We start from the raw sequence: 14,789 nt of genomic DNA on the forward strand, positions 1-14,789 counted from the left end.
GGGCAGATGGAAAGTAACGAGCAAATCCTGGGGCGGAGCGCGCTGAGCCATGCACGGCGAGTGGTGGTCAAAATTGGCAGCGCGCTGCTCACCAACGATGGCCGTGGCCTGGATGAAACCGCCATTGGCGGCTGGGTAGATCAAATCGCCGCTTTGCACCAGCAAGGCATTGAGGTGGTGCTGGTCTCTTCCGGCGCCGTGGCGGCGGGCATGGTGCGCCTTGGCTGGCAGATGCGCCCCGGTGCTGTGCACGAGCTGCAAGCTGCTGCTGCGGTGGGTCAAAACGTCTTGACCCAATGCTATGAAAACCATTTTGCTCGCCATGACATGCTCACGGCGCAAATCCTGCTCACCCACGATGACCTTTCCAACCGCAAACGCTACCTGAATGCGCTTTCGGCGCTACGCACGTTGGTAGAGATGCGCGTGGTGCCGGTGATCAATGAAAATGACACCGTGGTCACCGACGAGATTCGCTTTGGCGATAACGACACTCTTGGGGCGCTGGTCACCAATCTACTGGAAGCGGACGCGCTGGTGCTGCTGACTGACCAGGAAGGCTTGTTTGATGCCGACCCACGTCACAACCCCAACGCCCAGATGATTGCCGAAGGGCGCGCCGACGACCCGCGCTTAGCTGCCGTGGCGGGTAGCGGTGGGGCACTGGGGCGGGGCGGTATGAGCACCAAAGTACGCGCCGCGCAGCTGGCCGCGCGCTCTGGGGCGGTCACGGTGATTGCCAGCGGCCGCCAGCCTGACGTTATCAACCGGATAATGGCCGGCGAGGCGTTGGGCACGTTGTTGCGTCCTGATCAGATTCCTATGGCGGCGCGCAAGCGTTGGCTGGCGGGGCAGCTGCAGGTACGCGGTACGCTGGTGCTGGATGCTGGAGCAGTGAAAGTGCTGCGTGATAAAGGCTCTAGCCTGCTGGCCGTCGGTGTGCGCAATGTGCACGGCAGCTTTAAGCGCGGCGATATGGTGGTGTGCGTGGATGAGCAGGGCGCGTCAGTGGCCAAAGGCTTGGTGAACTACGGCGCCGATGAAGCACGCCTGCTGGCGGGCCAACCTAGCCACCAGATTGAGGCGATCCTCGGCTACGTGGAGGCCCACGAGCTGATTCACCGCGATAACCTTGTGGTTATATAGCGGCTTTCTGTGGTGGTTATTTAGTCCCGAACGCGGGGCGGCAGAGGTACTTGCCGCGGCCAGTCATCGGGCACTAAGAATAGCCGTTCATAGCGTTGTTCGTCTTGTTCTTCTGCCGAGTAGCACATCATCACCTGCTGAGGTGAGCGCCAGGCGTGAACCTGTTCGATAATCGCGGGCAGCACCTCCGCCGCTGGCCGAAAAGCGCTGCGCGGCGGCGGTGACAGCCAGTGCGGTTTTTCCAGCCATACCATTGTCGGCATGGCGGGAAAGCTGGCTGCCATCTCAGGCCAATCGCGCAAATAGCACCAAGTTCCCCGGCGGTGATCTGCCGTTGCGCCCTCAGGTGCTGGCATCGCCGCGTGCCAGGGGTAATAGAGCACGCCCGGCATCGCCAGCCGCTGCGTTAGCTGTTCGCCTATCACTCTACCAGAAACACCAATATCCCGTGGTGCCAGCCAGTGGGCGAGTGTTTCCAGCGCGGGTAACGTGGTGGAAAGTGGCAGTTGGTGGCGCTGTAAGTGAGCGCACTTGAGCGCCAGGCTATCCAGCCCGCCAGGGCCAATCCAGCGGCTTTGGCTAGTGAGCGCGCCAGGGCCTTCAGGCAGCCCTAGGTAGAACTTGATCGCCACTTCTAAATGCACTGGCGCCGGATTGTCGCGGGTGCGATAGAGCATATCCAGTTCGCCCAGGGTGTTGCGCTTACGGGTGATGCGCACGTTTTTGGCTAGCAGCCGCGTATTCGGTGCGTGATCTAACAGCGTGTGCCACAGGCGTTCGTGGTAATGGCCCATGCGCGTTGCGCGACTGCCGTTTAAAGCGGCTAGTGGCTGCTGACCTAACTGGTGCAGCCAAGGTAATAGGGTCTTCTCCAGGCCTAGCTCTTGAAGTGTCGGCCGCCCAGCCCGGGGGATGGGCGGCGGTAACTCTACAAGGTCAGGCGTGGCCACCAGCCAGGCTAAATCTCTCAGTGCTGACACTGTGTGTAGTACTGACGCCGTGTTGCCGAGTGCTCCATCCTCCAGCACGCTATGAAGGCTTTCGTTCAGCACGGATGTCTCCTCAGCACCTTGGTAAGGTCGGCACTATAAAGTTAGCTACATGATTGGGCAGCCTACCATAAACGCAGCGGGCTCCCCGTAGGGAGCCCGCAAAGCGATTAGCTACAAAATATTAATCGCGATCAATTTGGGTAACGTCAGAAGAGCCTTGGCGTACGCTGATTTCTAGCTCGCGGCCATTTTCATCGCGGCCTTCGATATCGATGATGCCGCTTTGATCGATGTCGAGGTCTTCAAACTCGATCATGCCTTCTTGGCTGGCAACGTCTAAAGCTTGGCGAATATCATCTTCGCTCATGCCCCAGGCACCGCTAATCAGGCGCTCGCGCTTCTCTTTTAGCGTTTCACCGTTATCAAGGGAGAAGTCCACATCGGCATACCACTCTTCATCCAACCAGCCTTCTACTTCCACACGGCCACGGCTTTTAATGCTGATTTCTTCGTAGTGGCTGAAACCGTAATCATTGGCGTGGGTCAATACGTCATCGATGCGATCCATTGCCAGTGAATCGTCTGCCTGAGCACTGCCGGCAGCTGCGGCAAGCAGCAGAGCAGAGGTTGGGATCAGCAGCATTTTTTTCATGGTGTTCATAGCAAATTCCTTCTTTCCGTATTTAAACGTGAATGCCTATACAGCAGTGAAAAACGGCATTCAGCGAATGCGACAGGGAATTTATACCACCACGATACTTTCCTTAAGCTGACAAAACTGTTCATCTAGCGTTCATGTTGCCTTTGGCATCCTGGCACTATGAATAACACCCTTCGCCACCTTATTAAACCGCTGCGCAGCTTCAAGCGAAGCGCTCGCCGCAACGTCACTGGTTTAGCCCTCGTGCTACTACTGGTGGGCAGCGCTGTGGGTGACCAGCCTTGGGAACCGCTGCACGACGAGGTACGCCGCGGCGAAGTCGTCCCACTTGAAACTATTTTAGACTGGCTGGAAGACCACTATATAGGCGAGGTGCTGGAGGTTGAGGTGGAACGCGAAGGGGGATATGTCGAGTATGAAATTAAGCTGCTCGGCCCTCAAAGCCAAGTCGTGGAGTTCGAATTTGATGGCCATAACGGTCAACTGATGTCGATAGAGGGTGTGCGTATTAACGATATGCGTCGCTAGCCTGTTGCTATTATTTGCCAAATAAAAAGAAGGGTAGTTCGCCAATGAAGTGTTTGTTGGTAGAAGATGACCAAGCGCTGGCTCGTGAGCTAAGTAAGGCGCTGCGCGACGGAGATTGGCTAGTCGAGCATGCGGCGACTGGCCAGGAAGCCGATTTTCTGGTGCGCACCGAAACCTACGACACGCTGATCTTAGATGTTGGGTTGCCCGATGGCGATGGCACCCGCTGGTTGGCGGCGTGGCGGGAAGATGGTATTGACCTGCCGGTGCTGATCCTTACCGCCCGAGAGCGCTGGGCCGATAAGGCCGCAGGGTTTACTGCCGGTGCGGATGACTACGTCACCAAGCCGTTCGAGTCAGCGGAAGTGCTGTTTCGCCTGCGCGCCCTGGTGCGCCGCAGCCATGGTCACGCTCACCCAGTGCTGAAAGTGGGCGAACTGAGTTTGGATACTCACACCCAGCATGTTTCGCTCGCCGGAAGACCGGTGGGCTTAACGGCTCAAGAAACTCGCCTGTTAGGTTATTTAATGCACGCTGCACCGCGGGTCGTTAGCCGTACCGAGCTTTCAGAGCACGTTTACGACCGCGACCACGAGCCAGACTCCAACGTGATTGATGTTCAGGTTAGCCGTCTGCGCCGTAAGTTGGGCAGTTGGCGGATCGCGACCCTGCGCGGCCAGGGCTATCGGCTGCTAGAAGAAGAGCCTGCCAGCGAATGAGTCAAGCCACCACCGTATGGAAAGGTCGCTGGGCAAGGCGCTCTATCGGCGTGCGGCTACTGCTGGCCGTATTGGTGATGGTAGGGCTAGCACTGCCTATCGCTGGCGCGCTGCTTTCTCACCATTATCATACCTCGGCTACCCAGGCTTTTGACGAGCGCTTGGCAGCCACGCTGAATGTCATTATGGCGGGGGTGACGTACGACACTATTGAGCAACAGCTTGTCCATGACCGGGCGCTTGGCGACCCGCGTTTCGATAATGTCTACTCCGGCTGGTACTGGCAAATTACCGATGGCGCGCAAAATACCTTAGCCTCGCGCTCACTGTGGGATCAGCGCCTGCCGGTTATCGACAATGATACCCTTAGTGCCCGCTCGATACCTGGCCCCCGGGGCCAGTCGCTGCGTGTGGTAGAGCGCGATATCTATCTGGCGCCGTTAGAAGCGCCGCTGCATATTAGCGTGGCCGCTCGGGACGATATGTTAGCCCGCGATATTGGCGAATTTCAACGCCTGCTATGGGGCGGTTTAGTTGGCCTGGGCGTGCTGTTGCTCGGCGTATTGGCGCTGCAAGTACGCTGGGGGCTAGCGCCGCTTCGGCGTATGCATGCCAATCTGCACGATGTGGAGCAGGGGCGCGCCGAGCAGCTGGATACCCGCTTGCCTGACGAGCTAGCGACGCTAGCAGCCTCGATGAACGCGGTGCTGGCCCGCGACCAGCGCTTAATTGAACGTGGCCGCCATACCGCTGGCAACCTTGCCCATGCGCTGAAAACCCCGCTAAGCGTTATGCGCCTACAGCTACGTCAACTACCGGAAGCCAACCGTGCCGCCTGGGAGGTTGAGTTAGCGCGCGTGGACAGCGCGGTACGCCACCACCTGGCGCGAGCATCGGCTGCGGGCGAGGGCGTACGCTTTGCGCCGATTGATGTGCACGCCACTCTCGCGCCGCTGCTCAATGGGCTAGCCAGGCTTGCCCAGCGGCGCGGCATTACGCTGCGCCAAACCTGGCCGCGTGGCGTTAAGGTGCATATGGATGAGCAGGATATCCAAGAGCTGGTGGGCAACTTAATGGATAACGCTCTGCGCTGGGCACACAGCGATGTGCAGCTACAGGTAGCGATCGACGAGCAGCAGTTAACCTTAACCGTTAGCGACGACGGCCCCGGCATGTCCGAAGTGGAGTGTCAGCAGGCGGTGCAGCGAGGTAAACGGCTGGACGAGCAACGCTCGGGCAGCGGCCTGGGGTTGGCAATTGTGACCGACCTTGCCGCCCTGTATAGCGGGCATATGCAGCTCAGCCGCGCGAAGGCCGGGGGGCTGGAGGCGATGGTGACACTGCCCGTGCTAGCACTTGCTTAGTAGCTCTTGGTTAATCGATGAATGATGGGATGAAGCATATTAATACGTTGCCCGATATTTTAGTTGGCCCCCTATTAAGGCGCATCAGCACTACCCGACTGGTGCTTTGGATCATCGCTTCTCGGCCATTGAATATGGCGCTGGTGCTGCGGCCCGGGCAGAGTGACACCGAGACGATTGGCTTAACGCATCATCAGCAGTGCATTGCCATCGGCCAGCACGCGTTTATTCATTTAATAGATATTGGGCTTGAGTCACCGCTGCCCTGCGATGAGCGCATTGAGTACGATCTGCAGGTCGAAACACCGCAGGGCGACTGGCGCTCGCTGCCCGAGTGGGCGCCGTGGCTGTGCTATGCCGGCGCCACTTACCCAGCCTTTGTGATTGCCTCACGCCATCACCGCCTGATGCACGGCTCCTGCCGTAAGCCCCATCACGACAGTGCCGATGGTCTTGTGCGCGCCGATAGCTGGCTCGCCGAACAGCAGGCCGCGCCCACAGAATGGCCTGCTTGGCTGCTGATGACCGGCGATCAAGTTTACGCTGATGACGTGGCCGGGCCGATGCTACGCGCGGTGCACGCGCTGATTGAACGGCTAGGCTTGGTGGATGAGTGGTTGGAAGGCGCCACGGTCGACGATAGTCAGGCGCTTTATCAATCGCCCGACAGCTACTACCGGCGTGCGGAACTGCTGCCGGATGTAACCAGCAACGCGGCCCTTCGCGAGCGCTTTTTTGGCGGCGTTAAAAAGCCGGTGTTTACCTCGGCGAACGCGCAGAACCACTTAATGACGCTGGCCGAAATGCTCGCCATGTACTGCCTGGTGTGGTCGCCGGTGCCGTGGCAGGTGATCGCGCCAACACCGCCCGGTTTAGATGAGAAAGACGCCGAGCTTTATCGCCAGGAGCAGGTGATAATTGACGCCTTTGTCGCCGGCTTGCCCCAGTGCGCGAGGTTGATGGCCGTATCCATGCCAGTGCCGCTATAGATTATCTGCGTCACGACGTTACCGACGACTGGAATCTGACCGCTGACTGGGAGCGCACCGCCTACGGCCACCCGTTCTCTAAGCGTATTATCGGCAACGCCCTGGTGGCGTACCTGCTATGCCAAGCCTGGGGTAACGACCCCGATAAGCTGAACCCGTTAATTCATCACGCCTCAACCCTGCTGCAGGATGGCAGCCCGCCGCTGGTGTGTGCCGAGCAGGATGGATTGATTGAGCGGCTGCTGCGTTTTCAGGGTTGGGAGTTCCAGGTACCGGGTACGCCTACCTTAATCGTGCTGGATACCCGAACCCGCCGCTGGCGCAGCGAACGCAGCCCTAGCAGGCCCTCTGGGTTGATGGACTGGGAAGCGCTGATGGAGATGCAACAGGCGCTGCTGGGCGCCAAAAGCGTGGTGATTATTTCTCCCGCGCCCATGTTTGGCGTCAAGCTGATTGAGAGCATTCAAAAGCTGTTCACCGTTGTGGGTAAGCCGCTGGTGGTAGATGCCGAAAACTGGATGGCCCACCGCGGTGCGGCGAATACGCTGCTGCAGATTTGGCGGCACTCCAAAACACCCGGCAACTATGTGATTTTGTCGGGGGATGTCCACTATTCGTTTGTCTACGACATTGTGGTTCGCCGTCAAAAGAGAGCGCCAAACCTATGGCAGATCAACTCTAGTGGCATCAAGAATACCTTTCCCAAAAATCTGCTGAATACCTTTGACCGGCTGAATCGCTGGCTTTACGCACCGTGGTCGCCGCTCAACTGGTTTACCAAACGCCGCAAATTGAGCGTTCACCCGCGCGATCCTGATCGCGCCAGCGCCGGTGAACGACTGTGGAACGCCAGCGGTATTGGTTTAGTCACCCTAGATGAGAAAGGCCACCCAATCGATATTCGCCAGCTGGATGTCGACGGCAGCGAGGTGGTGTTTCCAGCGCCTGAGAAGCCTCTCACCTGATTGCCTTCGAAAATGCTTGTTAGCTCTAACTGCAACTGCCTGACTCTCCAACGGATGGTCAGGTAGGCACGAGTGTCATTTTTCGTTCGCTAAATCGTCACCCAGTGGTCACAAGACTGCCCCGCCTTTGTCATCTGTCGTTGTCAGGATGTCGCTATCTTCTAACAACGCGCTAGGTGACCCATGCAATCTTTCTCTCTTTCTATGTCACGTGCTTTGCCTCGTACCTTGATCAGCGCCGCTGTTGCCAGTGCTTTTGCCTTGGTCGCGGTGAATGCCTCAGCGGATCTCTCATCGCGCTATGTGGATAACGATGGCGATATGATCGCCGATGCGCCCAGCGATGAGTCTCAGTGGGCCGACCCGGATACGCTGGTGTTTGCCTACACGCCAGTCGAAGATCCTGCGGTTTACGCCGATGTTTGGTCTGACTTCCTGGAGCATTTGAGCGAGGCGACTGGCAAGCAGGTGCAGTTCTTCCCGGTTCAGTCCAACGCTGCTCAGCAAGAAGCGCTGCGCGCTGGTCGTTTGCATGTCGCCGGTTTCAATACCGGTGGCGTACCGGTCGCGGTTAACTGCGGCGGTTTCCGTCCGTTTGCCATGATGGCGGCAGACGATGGCAGCTTTGGCTACGAAATGGAGATCATCACTTACCCCGGCAGCGGCATTGAGTCCGTTGAAGACCTGCAGGGTCGCCAGCTTGCGTTTACTTCAGAGACCTCTAACTCCGGCTTCCGTGCGCCCTCAGCGCTGCTGCGCTCCGAGTACGGCATGGAAGCGGATGAAGATTTTGAAACCGCTTTCTCGGGCTCCCACGACAACTCCATTTTAGGCGTGGTCAACGAAGACTACGACGCGGCGGCGATCGCCAACTCTGTGGGCAGGCGGATGATTTCCCGTGGTGTAGTGAGCGAAGGTGATTACGACATCATTTACACCTCAGAAACCTTCCCAACGACCGCTTATGGTCTGGCCAATAACCTGAATCCTGAGTTAGCAGAGCAAATCCAGGATGCGTTCTTCAGCTATGACTGGGAAGGCAGCGCGTTAGAGGAGGAGTTTGCCAACTCCGGTGAAGCGCAGTTTATCCCGATTACCTATCAAGAAAACTGGTCGGTTATTCGTACCATCGCCGATGCCAACGGTGTGACGTACGACTGCGACTGATCGTTTAGGTAGACGCTACTGCTCGGCCAGGAGGGCTGCCCCTTCTGGCCGTTTTGCTATACATACGAGGCGGGCAAAATGTTAACACTAAGTGGCGTAGGCAAGCGCTATCCCACCGGGGACCGGGCGCTAACGGATATTGAACTAACGCTTCCCAAGGGCCAAGTGATGGCGCTGATTGGGCCGTCCGGCGCGGGTAAAAGCACCCTCATTCGCTGTGTGAACCGGTTGGTTGAACCAACCCAGGGCAGTATTCGCCTTGATGATAGCGAGCTGACCAAGCTCTCAGGCCATAAGCTACGCCACGCGCGCCGCTCAATGGGCATGATCTTTCAGGAGTACGCGCTGGTCGATCGGCTTACCGTGATGGAAAACGTGCTTTCAGGGCAGCTTGGCTATGTAGGCTTTTGGCGCAGCTTTTTGCGTCGCTACCCACAGGAGGCAGTGGTTGAAGCCTTCCGGTTGCTGGAAAGAGTGGGCCTTCCCCATGCGCTTGATAAGCGTGCCGATGCGCTCTCAGGCGGGCAGCGGCAGCGGGTGGGAATTGCTCGCGCGCTGTTGCAAAGCCCCAAGTTACTGCTAGTGGATGAACCGACAGCCAGTCTGGATCCAAAAACCTCGCGTCAGATTATGCGCTTGATTCGTGAGCTATGCGCAGAGCGAGACCTGGCGGCGATCATCAATATTCACGATGTAGCGTTGGCGAAGCAGTTTGCGGATCGCATCGTTGGCCTGCGGGCGGGTGAAATCGTCTTTGACGGTCAGCCGAGCGAACTGACCAGCGAGATACTTACCACGATTTATGGTGAAGAGGATTGGGATACCACGCCCGAACCAATGGAAGAAGACGAAGCGGAGCAACCCGCAGTAGTGCGTTCGACGCCGCATGAGGTAATGCCCGCCTTAGCAACGGGGGACGCCCGATGAACGCAGCGGATACATTGGCCGAACGGCGGCAGCAGGCAGCGCGGTGTGGCCAGTGGCGAAGGCTGCCGCTGATTGAAAGCTCACGTTTGCGCTGGGGGCTGGCCATCGGTGCGATGGCGTATCTTTTTTTGGCGCTTGCCTCGGTAGAGGTGAACTGGGCGCGCGTATCCGAAGGCGCGGGCCGGGCGGTGAATTTTTTGGGCGCTTTTATGCAGCCTGACTTTGTTAGCCGCTACGACGATATCGTCGCGGGGCTGATGGAAAGTTTAACCATGACACTCACCTCCACGGTAATAGGTGTGCTGCTGGCGATACCAGTGGGTTTAGGGGCGGCGCGTAATATTTCCCCGCTACCCATCTACTTTGTGTGTCGCGCGATTATTGCTGTTTCCCGCACCTTCCAGGAGATCATCATCGCGATTCTGTTTGTGGTGATGTTCGGCTTTGGCCCTTTCGCGGGCATGATTACCCTGGCTTTCGCGACGATTGGCTTTATGGCCAAACTGTTAGCGGAAGATATTGAAGACTTGGATTGGCGCCAGGTGGAGGCGGTGAGGGCGACCGGCGCGAGCTGGTGGCAGACCATGAATCACGCTATTCAGCCCCAGGTAATGCCGCGCTTGATCGGGCTCTCCATGTACCGGCTGGATATCAACTTTCGTGAGTCATCGGTAATTGGCATTGTCGGCGCAGGTGGTATCGGCGCCACCCTGAACACCTCGCTGAGCCGCTATGAGTACGACACCTCCGCGGCGATTCTGCTGATCATCATCGCCATTGTGCTGTTCTGCGAGTACAGCTCGAGTCATGTCCGCCGCTGGACCCAGTAATTTTTGGAGACGATCAATGCCTGTTTCATTTTCAACCCAGGGTCTACCGGTTTGGCGACGGCGCACTACCCGCGCGCAATGGCTGCAGTACGTGGCTTGGCTGGCGGGGATTAGTCTATTTTTACTGTGCTGGAAGGTAATCTCCGACAATACCATGTGGGTATTTGTCGAGGATGCTGGCCGTCAGGGGGCGGACCTGATTAGCCGCATGACGCCGCCGGAGTGGGGCTATGCCAAGGTGCTGTGGCAGCCCATGTGGGACACCCTGAATATTGCTACCTTAGGCACAGCGTTAGGTATTGTGATGGCGTTTCCGGTGGCCTTTTTAGCGGCACGCAACACCACGCCGCATCCCTTGGTGCGCAGTGCGGCGCTGATGGTGATTGTCTCTTCACGATCAATCAACTCGCTGATCTGGGCGATGCTGCTGGTGACGATTCTGGGCCCCGGCGTGCTGGCGGGCATCATCGCCATTGCTCTGCGCTCCATCGGTTTTGTCGGTAAGCTGCTGTATGAATCAATTGAAGAGATTCATCCCACCCCGGTAGAGGCGATTAGCGCCACCGGCGCGAGCCGCATGCAGGTAATGAACTACGGCGTGCTGCCGCAAATCATGCCCGCGTTTGCCGGGATTAGTGTCTACCGCTGGGATATAAATATTCGCGAATCAACGGTGTTGGGTTTGGTTGGGGCAGGGGGTATTGGTCTGCAGTTGAATGCCTCGATCAACAGCCTTGCCTGGGATCAGGTCAGCGTTATTTTCTTGATGATTTTCGCTACCGTGCTGGTGTCGGAGTGGATTTCTGCACGGGTTCGTCACGCGATTATTTAACGCTGACAGTGGCACCAGTCGACAAGGAGTCGAGTATGCGTTTTCCGGATGCGGAAACCACCACCATTGATTTGCTGCGCCACGGTGAGCCGCTAGGTGGCCGAATGCTGCGCGGCTCCACTGATCATCCACTGAGTGAAACCGGCTGGCAGCAGGTGACCGATGCAGTGATGCGGCATACGGTTGAAGGTCATCTACCTTATGATGCGATTGTCACCTCGCCATTAGCGCGCTGCCGCGAGTTTGCGTTGTGGTTGGGTGAAGAGTTTGATCTCCCCGTTCAGGTGGAGGACGATCTCGCCGAGCTGCACCTGGGGCAGTGGGAAGGAAAAACCCACGCCCAGGTGTTTGCTGAAGAGGGCACTGCGCGGATGAGTGCGTTTTGGCACGATCCCACCAGGGTGGCACCGCCGGGCGGCGAAACGATACAAGCCTTCGATGCCCGGCTCGCTGAAGTATGGCAGCAACTGTTAGTCAATCCACCCGGCAAGCATGTGCTGGTAGTGGCACATCTGTTTGTTTGCAATGGCCTGCTGCGGCAGGTTATTGAGCAACCGCTTTCGCGGATGCTAGCGATGGATTTACCCTATGCGGCGCTGAGCCGGGTTCGTCATGAGCGCCATATGCTGGGTGAGACCACGTTTGTCGAGTGGATAGGGCGTTAAACATTGGCGGCTAGGTAGGCTTTGCGCCATCATGAAGGCATATTGGCTTATCGGAGACTGCCCATGCCCTTGGCGCGTCTGTTGTCATTACCCAGCGGGTTAATATCCCCGCGGAGGTGGTTACTTGCCTGCCTGATAATGCTGGTGTTAGCGGGCTGCGCAAGCCGCGATCTTACGCCTATCGAGGCATCCCCTAATCGCGCGGGGCTCTCTATGGAGCGCGCGCTGATTCTCTCCCACGCTCAGCAGGCCATTGGCACGCCGTATCGATTTGGAGGGAATACCCCCGACGGGCTCGACTGTTCAGGGCTGGTGGAAATGACCCACAGCGCAGCGGGGATCCGCGTGCCGCGCACCGCCGATGAGCAGTTTCGCGCCTTGCCACAAGTCGATGAGCCGCGCCCTGGTGATTTACTTTTCTTTGGTGACCGTCGCAAAGCTACCCACGTAGGCATTTATCGTGGCAATGGTCAGATGATTCACGCGCCGGGTAATGGCCGAGCCGTGGTCAGCGTGCCACTGGAAATCGATTACTGGCAAGCACGCTTTTTGGGTGCAGCCAGCCCCGCCCCTTAACTTTCCCCGTCTTTGGCCGATAAAAGGGCGCTGCGAAAACTCTCTCACATGGCATCAACATGCTGTTTCAATGAGTATTTGGTGGCGTGTTAGCGCCATGCGCATCAGTCATAACTGGCGTTCAAGCACAATTATTAGTTCTAGATAGACGTTTCCATGGGGTTCAGCGCTACGATGGTGCTAATCTTAGTAGAATGTTCCTACACGACTGATCTTTATGATACTAAGCTAAATGTGCTAGCAGTAAAGGATAACTGTCGCCAGTGCAACGCTGGCGTATAATATAGCCCCATAGAGTGTTTAATGATCCACGTTCACCATCTGGAAAAGTCTCGTTCTCATCGCATCCTATGGCTGCTTGAAGCCTTGGAACTGGACTATGAGCTGGTTGTGTATCAACGCGATGGTAAAACACAGCAGGCGCCAGAGACGTTGAAAAAGATCCATCCGTTGGGCAAGTCCCCAGTGATTACCGATGGCGACCTGACCGTGGCGGAGTCAGGGGCAATTATTGACTACCTTGTTCAGCGTTACGGCCAAGGGCGGTTGCAGCCTTCGCCGGAAGATACGCGGGCGTGGGTAGATTATCGCTATTGGCTGCACTACGCCGAAGGCTCCTTGATGCCGCTGTTGGTAATGCAACTGGTGTTTGGACAAATCCCCAAACAGTCTCCCTGGCTGATAAAGCCGCTGGCTAAAAGGACGCGGCTGTTACTGTTATCAAAGCTACCTGTTTGGCCGCCCGACGCCGATTGAGTATCTGTTCGAGAGTTATTAACCGATATCAAAAGCCCCCTTTTCAGCAAGCTGGAAAGGGGGCTAATAATGCGCTTAATAGACGCTGTGCCTAACCGAACAGGGCAAAGCTATCAGCATTAAGCCACATATGTACCAGAATACTGGCGATATAGCCGAGCAAAATAACCGGCGACCAGCGCAAGTGCCCCATAAAGGTGTAGGCCCCTCTCGCTTGGCCCATGACCGCCACACCGGCCGCTGAACCAATCGACAGCAAACTCCCCCCAACGCCTGCGGTTAAGGTAATCAGCAGCCATTGGCCGTGGGACATATCGGGCTCCATGGTGAGCACCGCAAACATCACGGGAATGTTATCGACGACGGCGGAAACGACACCGAGGGTAATATTCGCTGCGGTAGCGTTCCAGCCGGTATAGAGCGCCTCTGAGAGCAGTCCCAAATAGCCCATAAAGCCCAGCCCGCCAACACACATTACCACCCCGTAGAAAAACAGCAGTGTGTCCCACTCGGCGCGCGCCACGCGGTTAAAGACATCGAACGGCACCACGCTGCCTAGTTGTGCAAGCTTGCGGTCATCCCCACGGCGGCTGTAGCGTTCGCGCTTGCGCTCCAGCGAACGGGGCAGGCTACGACGCAGGTAATAGCCGAAGAACTGCAAGTAACCCAGGCCGGTCATCATGCCAAGTACGGGCGGTAGGTGGAGTACCACGTGGCACAGTACGGCAGTAACGATCGTCAATAAAAACAGCACCACAATGCGCCGGGCGCCGCGCTTTAGCCAGACATCCTCATAAACGCTGGCAGGTTTCTCATCCTTAATAAACACGCTCATGATAGCCGCAGGAATTAAGAAGTTGACCAGGGCGGGGAAGAACAGAATGAAGAAGTCCTGGAAGGCAACCATACCTGCCTGCCACACCATTAAGGTCGTGATATCGCCGAAGGGACTAAAGGCGCCCCCGGCGTTGGCGGCCACCACGATATTGATACAGGCTAAATTAATAAACCGCTGGTCGCCTTCGGCCACTTTGGTCACCACCGCACACATCAATAGTGCGGTGGTAAGGTTATCGGCAATCGGGGATAGCACGAAGGCGAGGCCGCCGGTCAGCCAAAACAGCGTGCGGTAGGTGAAACCCTTGCGTAGCATCCAGGAGCGTAAGGCATCAAACACCCGGCGCTCTTCCATCGCGTTGATATAGGTCATCGCCACCAGCAAGAACAGCATCAGCTCGGTGAACTCCAAAAGCGTCACGCGGAAAGCGTATTCAGACGCCTCCGACATGCCGTTTTGGACATACACCCAGCCGATGAGGCTCCAGATGATACCGGCGGCTATTAATACCGGTTTCGACTTGCGCATATGAATCTTTTCTTCCGCCATGACCAGTGCATACGCCAGGACGAAAATTGCGACAGCGAAAAAGCCAACCGTAGAAGTGGTAAGGTCTAATTCACCAGTGACTGCAAAAGCACTCGGACTTACGCCTAATAGTAAGGCCGCTAACAAAAAAAGCCAGCGACGATATAATCGTGGCTGGCAAGAGGGTTGGCACAACGTAGGCATGTGACGTTCTTCCTCATGGTTAAGTTGTCAGGGGGATAAAAAACGCAATCATTTTAGCATTTTATATTGCGCCGCATTATCTTATAAAAGCGAATGAAAGTA

At 57.0% G+C, this 14,789-nt stretch carries 13 protein-coding genes and 2 pseudogenes; 12 read left to right on the forward strand and 3 right to left on the reverse strand.

The genetic code is table 11. From position 1 onward, the window contains the following. Positions 1-6: 6 nt before the first annotated feature. Positions 7-1,146, forward strand: a complete 1,140-nt coding sequence (gene proB / locus ACQE2I_RS01135; protein WP_427029668.1) for a glutamate 5-kinase — start codon at positions 7-9, stop codon at positions 1,144-1,146. Positions 1,147-1,166: 20 nt separating this feature from the next. On the opposite strand, the gene ACQE2I_RS01140 is transcribed toward proB, so the two are convergent. Both ACQE2I_RS01140 and ACQE2I_RS01145 read right to left on the reverse strand, forming a co-directional pair. Continuing rightward, complete coding sequence (locus ACQE2I_RS01140) at positions 1,167-2,198, reverse strand: DUF1853 family protein (protein ID WP_427029669.1); 1,032 nt, start codon at positions 2,196-2,198, stop codon at positions 1,167-1,169. 121 nt (positions 2,199-2,319) lie between these two features. Continuing rightward, on the reverse strand, positions 2,320-2,799 hold the full coding sequence (locus tag ACQE2I_RS01145) for a PepSY domain-containing protein (RefSeq protein ID WP_427029670.1): 480 nt from the start codon (positions 2,797-2,799) through the stop codon (positions 2,320-2,322). Between the two features lie 159 nt (positions 2,800-2,958). Between ACQE2I_RS01145 and ACQE2I_RS01150 the strand changes: the two genes are divergently transcribed. The 11 genes and pseudogenes from ACQE2I_RS01150 to ACQE2I_RS01200 form a co-directional block, all read left to right on the forward strand. Further along, positions 2,959-3,327 carry a PepSY domain-containing protein gene (locus tag ACQE2I_RS01150; protein WP_427029671.1) on the forward strand — a complete coding sequence of 123 codons (369 nt, stop codon included), beginning with the start codon at positions 2,959-2,961 and terminating at the stop codon, positions 3,325-3,327. A 44-nt stretch (positions 3,328-3,371) separates the two neighbouring features. Further along, positions 3,372-4,046 carry a winged helix-turn-helix domain-containing protein gene (locus ACQE2I_RS01155; RefSeq protein ID WP_427029672.1) on the forward strand — a complete coding sequence of 225 codons (675 nt, stop codon included), beginning with the start codon at positions 3,372-3,374 and terminating at the stop codon, positions 4,044-4,046. After that, complete coding sequence (locus tag ACQE2I_RS01160; protein ID WP_427029673.1) at positions 4,043-5,410, forward strand: sensor histidine kinase; 1,368 nt, start codon at positions 4,043-4,045, stop codon at positions 5,408-5,410. The genes ACQE2I_RS01155 and ACQE2I_RS01160 overlap by 4 nt, the downstream gene beginning before the upstream one ends. Before the next feature lie 29 nt (positions 5,411-5,439). Beyond that, positions 5,440-7,364, forward strand: a pseudogene (locus ACQE2I_RS01165) (alkaline phosphatase family protein). Positions 7,365-7,547: 183 nt separating this feature from the next. After that, on the forward strand, positions 7,548-8,531 hold the full coding sequence (gene phnD, locus ACQE2I_RS01170; RefSeq protein ID WP_427029674.1) for a phosphate/phosphite/phosphonate ABC transporter substrate-binding protein: 984 nt from the start codon (positions 7,548-7,550) through the stop codon (positions 8,529-8,531). A gap of 78 nt (positions 8,532-8,609) precedes the next feature. Next, complete coding sequence (gene phnC, locus ACQE2I_RS01175) at positions 8,610-9,458, forward strand: phosphonate ABC transporter ATP-binding protein (protein WP_427029675.1); 849 nt, start codon at positions 8,610-8,612, stop codon at positions 9,456-9,458. Next, a complete protein-coding gene (gene phnE / locus ACQE2I_RS01180) occupies positions 9,455-10,288 on the forward strand; it encodes a phosphonate ABC transporter, permease protein PhnE (protein WP_427029676.1) in 834 nt (277 codons plus the stop codon). Before phnC ends, phnE (ACQE2I_RS01180) begins: the two co-directional genes overlap by 4 nt. Before the next feature lie 16 nt (positions 10,289-10,304). Beyond that, positions 10,305-11,120, forward strand: a complete 816-nt coding sequence (gene phnE / locus ACQE2I_RS01185; RefSeq protein WP_427029677.1) for a phosphonate ABC transporter, permease protein PhnE — start codon at positions 10,305-10,307, stop codon at positions 11,118-11,120. 35 nt (positions 11,121-11,155) lie between these two features. Continuing rightward, a complete protein-coding gene (locus tag ACQE2I_RS01190; RefSeq protein WP_427029678.1) occupies positions 11,156-11,785 on the forward strand; it encodes a histidine phosphatase family protein in 630 nt (209 codons plus the stop codon). Between the two features lie 63 nt (positions 11,786-11,848). Continuing rightward, entirely contained in the window at positions 11,849-12,361 is a 513-nt protein-coding gene (locus tag ACQE2I_RS01195; protein ID WP_427029679.1) for a C40 family peptidase, read from the forward strand. A 303-nt stretch (positions 12,362-12,664) separates the two neighbouring features. Then, positions 12,665-13,060 (forward strand): annotated as a pseudogene (locus ACQE2I_RS01200) (glutathione S-transferase); the annotation flags it as partial. Between the two features lie 148 nt (positions 13,061-13,208). Here the strand turns inward: ACQE2I_RS01200 and nhaD are convergent. Next, entirely contained in the window at positions 13,209-14,687 is a 1,479-nt protein-coding gene (gene nhaD / locus ACQE2I_RS01205; protein ID WP_427029680.1) for a sodium:proton antiporter NhaD, read from the reverse strand. Positions 14,688-14,789: the final 102 nt, after the last annotated feature.

This window comes from Halomonas sp. H2 (assembly GCF_050215315.1).
GTDB lineage: Bacteria > Pseudomonadota > Gammaproteobacteria > Pseudomonadales > Halomonadaceae > Vreelandella.

Excerpts from the sequence above, each read along its gene's own strand:
- proB (WP_427029668.1), top strand. The coding sequence starts at position 7 with ATGGAAAGTAACGAGCAAATCCTGGGGCGGAGCGCGCTGAGCCATGCA.
- ACQE2I_RS01145 (WP_427029670.1), bottom strand. The coding sequence starts at position 2,799 with ATGAACACCATGAAAAAAATGCTGCTGATCCCAACCTCTGCTCTGCTG.
- ACQE2I_RS01150 (WP_427029671.1), top strand. The coding sequence starts at position 2,959 with ATGAATAACACCCTTCGCCACCTTATTAAACCGCTGCGCAGCTTCAAG.
- ACQE2I_RS01155 (WP_427029672.1), top strand. The coding sequence starts at position 3,372 with ATGAAGTGTTTGTTGGTAGAAGATGACCAAGCGCTGGCTCGTGAGCTA.
- ACQE2I_RS01160 (WP_427029673.1), top strand. The coding sequence starts at position 4,043 with ATGAGTCAAGCCACCACCGTATGGAAAGGTCGCTGGGCAAGGCGCTCT.
- phnD (WP_427029674.1), top strand. The coding sequence starts at position 7,548 with ATGCAATCTTTCTCTCTTTCTATGTCACGTGCTTTGCCTCGTACCTTG.
- phnC (WP_427029675.1), top strand. The coding sequence starts at position 8,610 with ATGTTAACACTAAGTGGCGTAGGCAAGCGCTATCCCACCGGGGACCGG.
- phnE (WP_427029676.1), top strand. The coding sequence starts at position 9,455 with ATGAACGCAGCGGATACATTGGCCGAACGGCGGCAGCAGGCAGCGCGG.
- phnE (WP_427029677.1), top strand. The coding sequence starts at position 10,305 with ATGCCTGTTTCATTTTCAACCCAGGGTCTACCGGTTTGGCGACGGCGC.
- ACQE2I_RS01190 (WP_427029678.1), top strand. The coding sequence starts at position 11,156 with ATGCGTTTTCCGGATGCGGAAACCACCACCATTGATTTGCTGCGCCAC.
- ACQE2I_RS01195 (WP_427029679.1), top strand. The coding sequence starts at position 11,849 with ATGCCCTTGGCGCGTCTGTTGTCATTACCCAGCGGGTTAATATCCCCG.
- nhaD (WP_427029680.1), bottom strand. The coding sequence starts at position 14,687 with ATGCCTACGTTGTGCCAACCCTCTTGCCAGCCACGATTATATCGTCGC.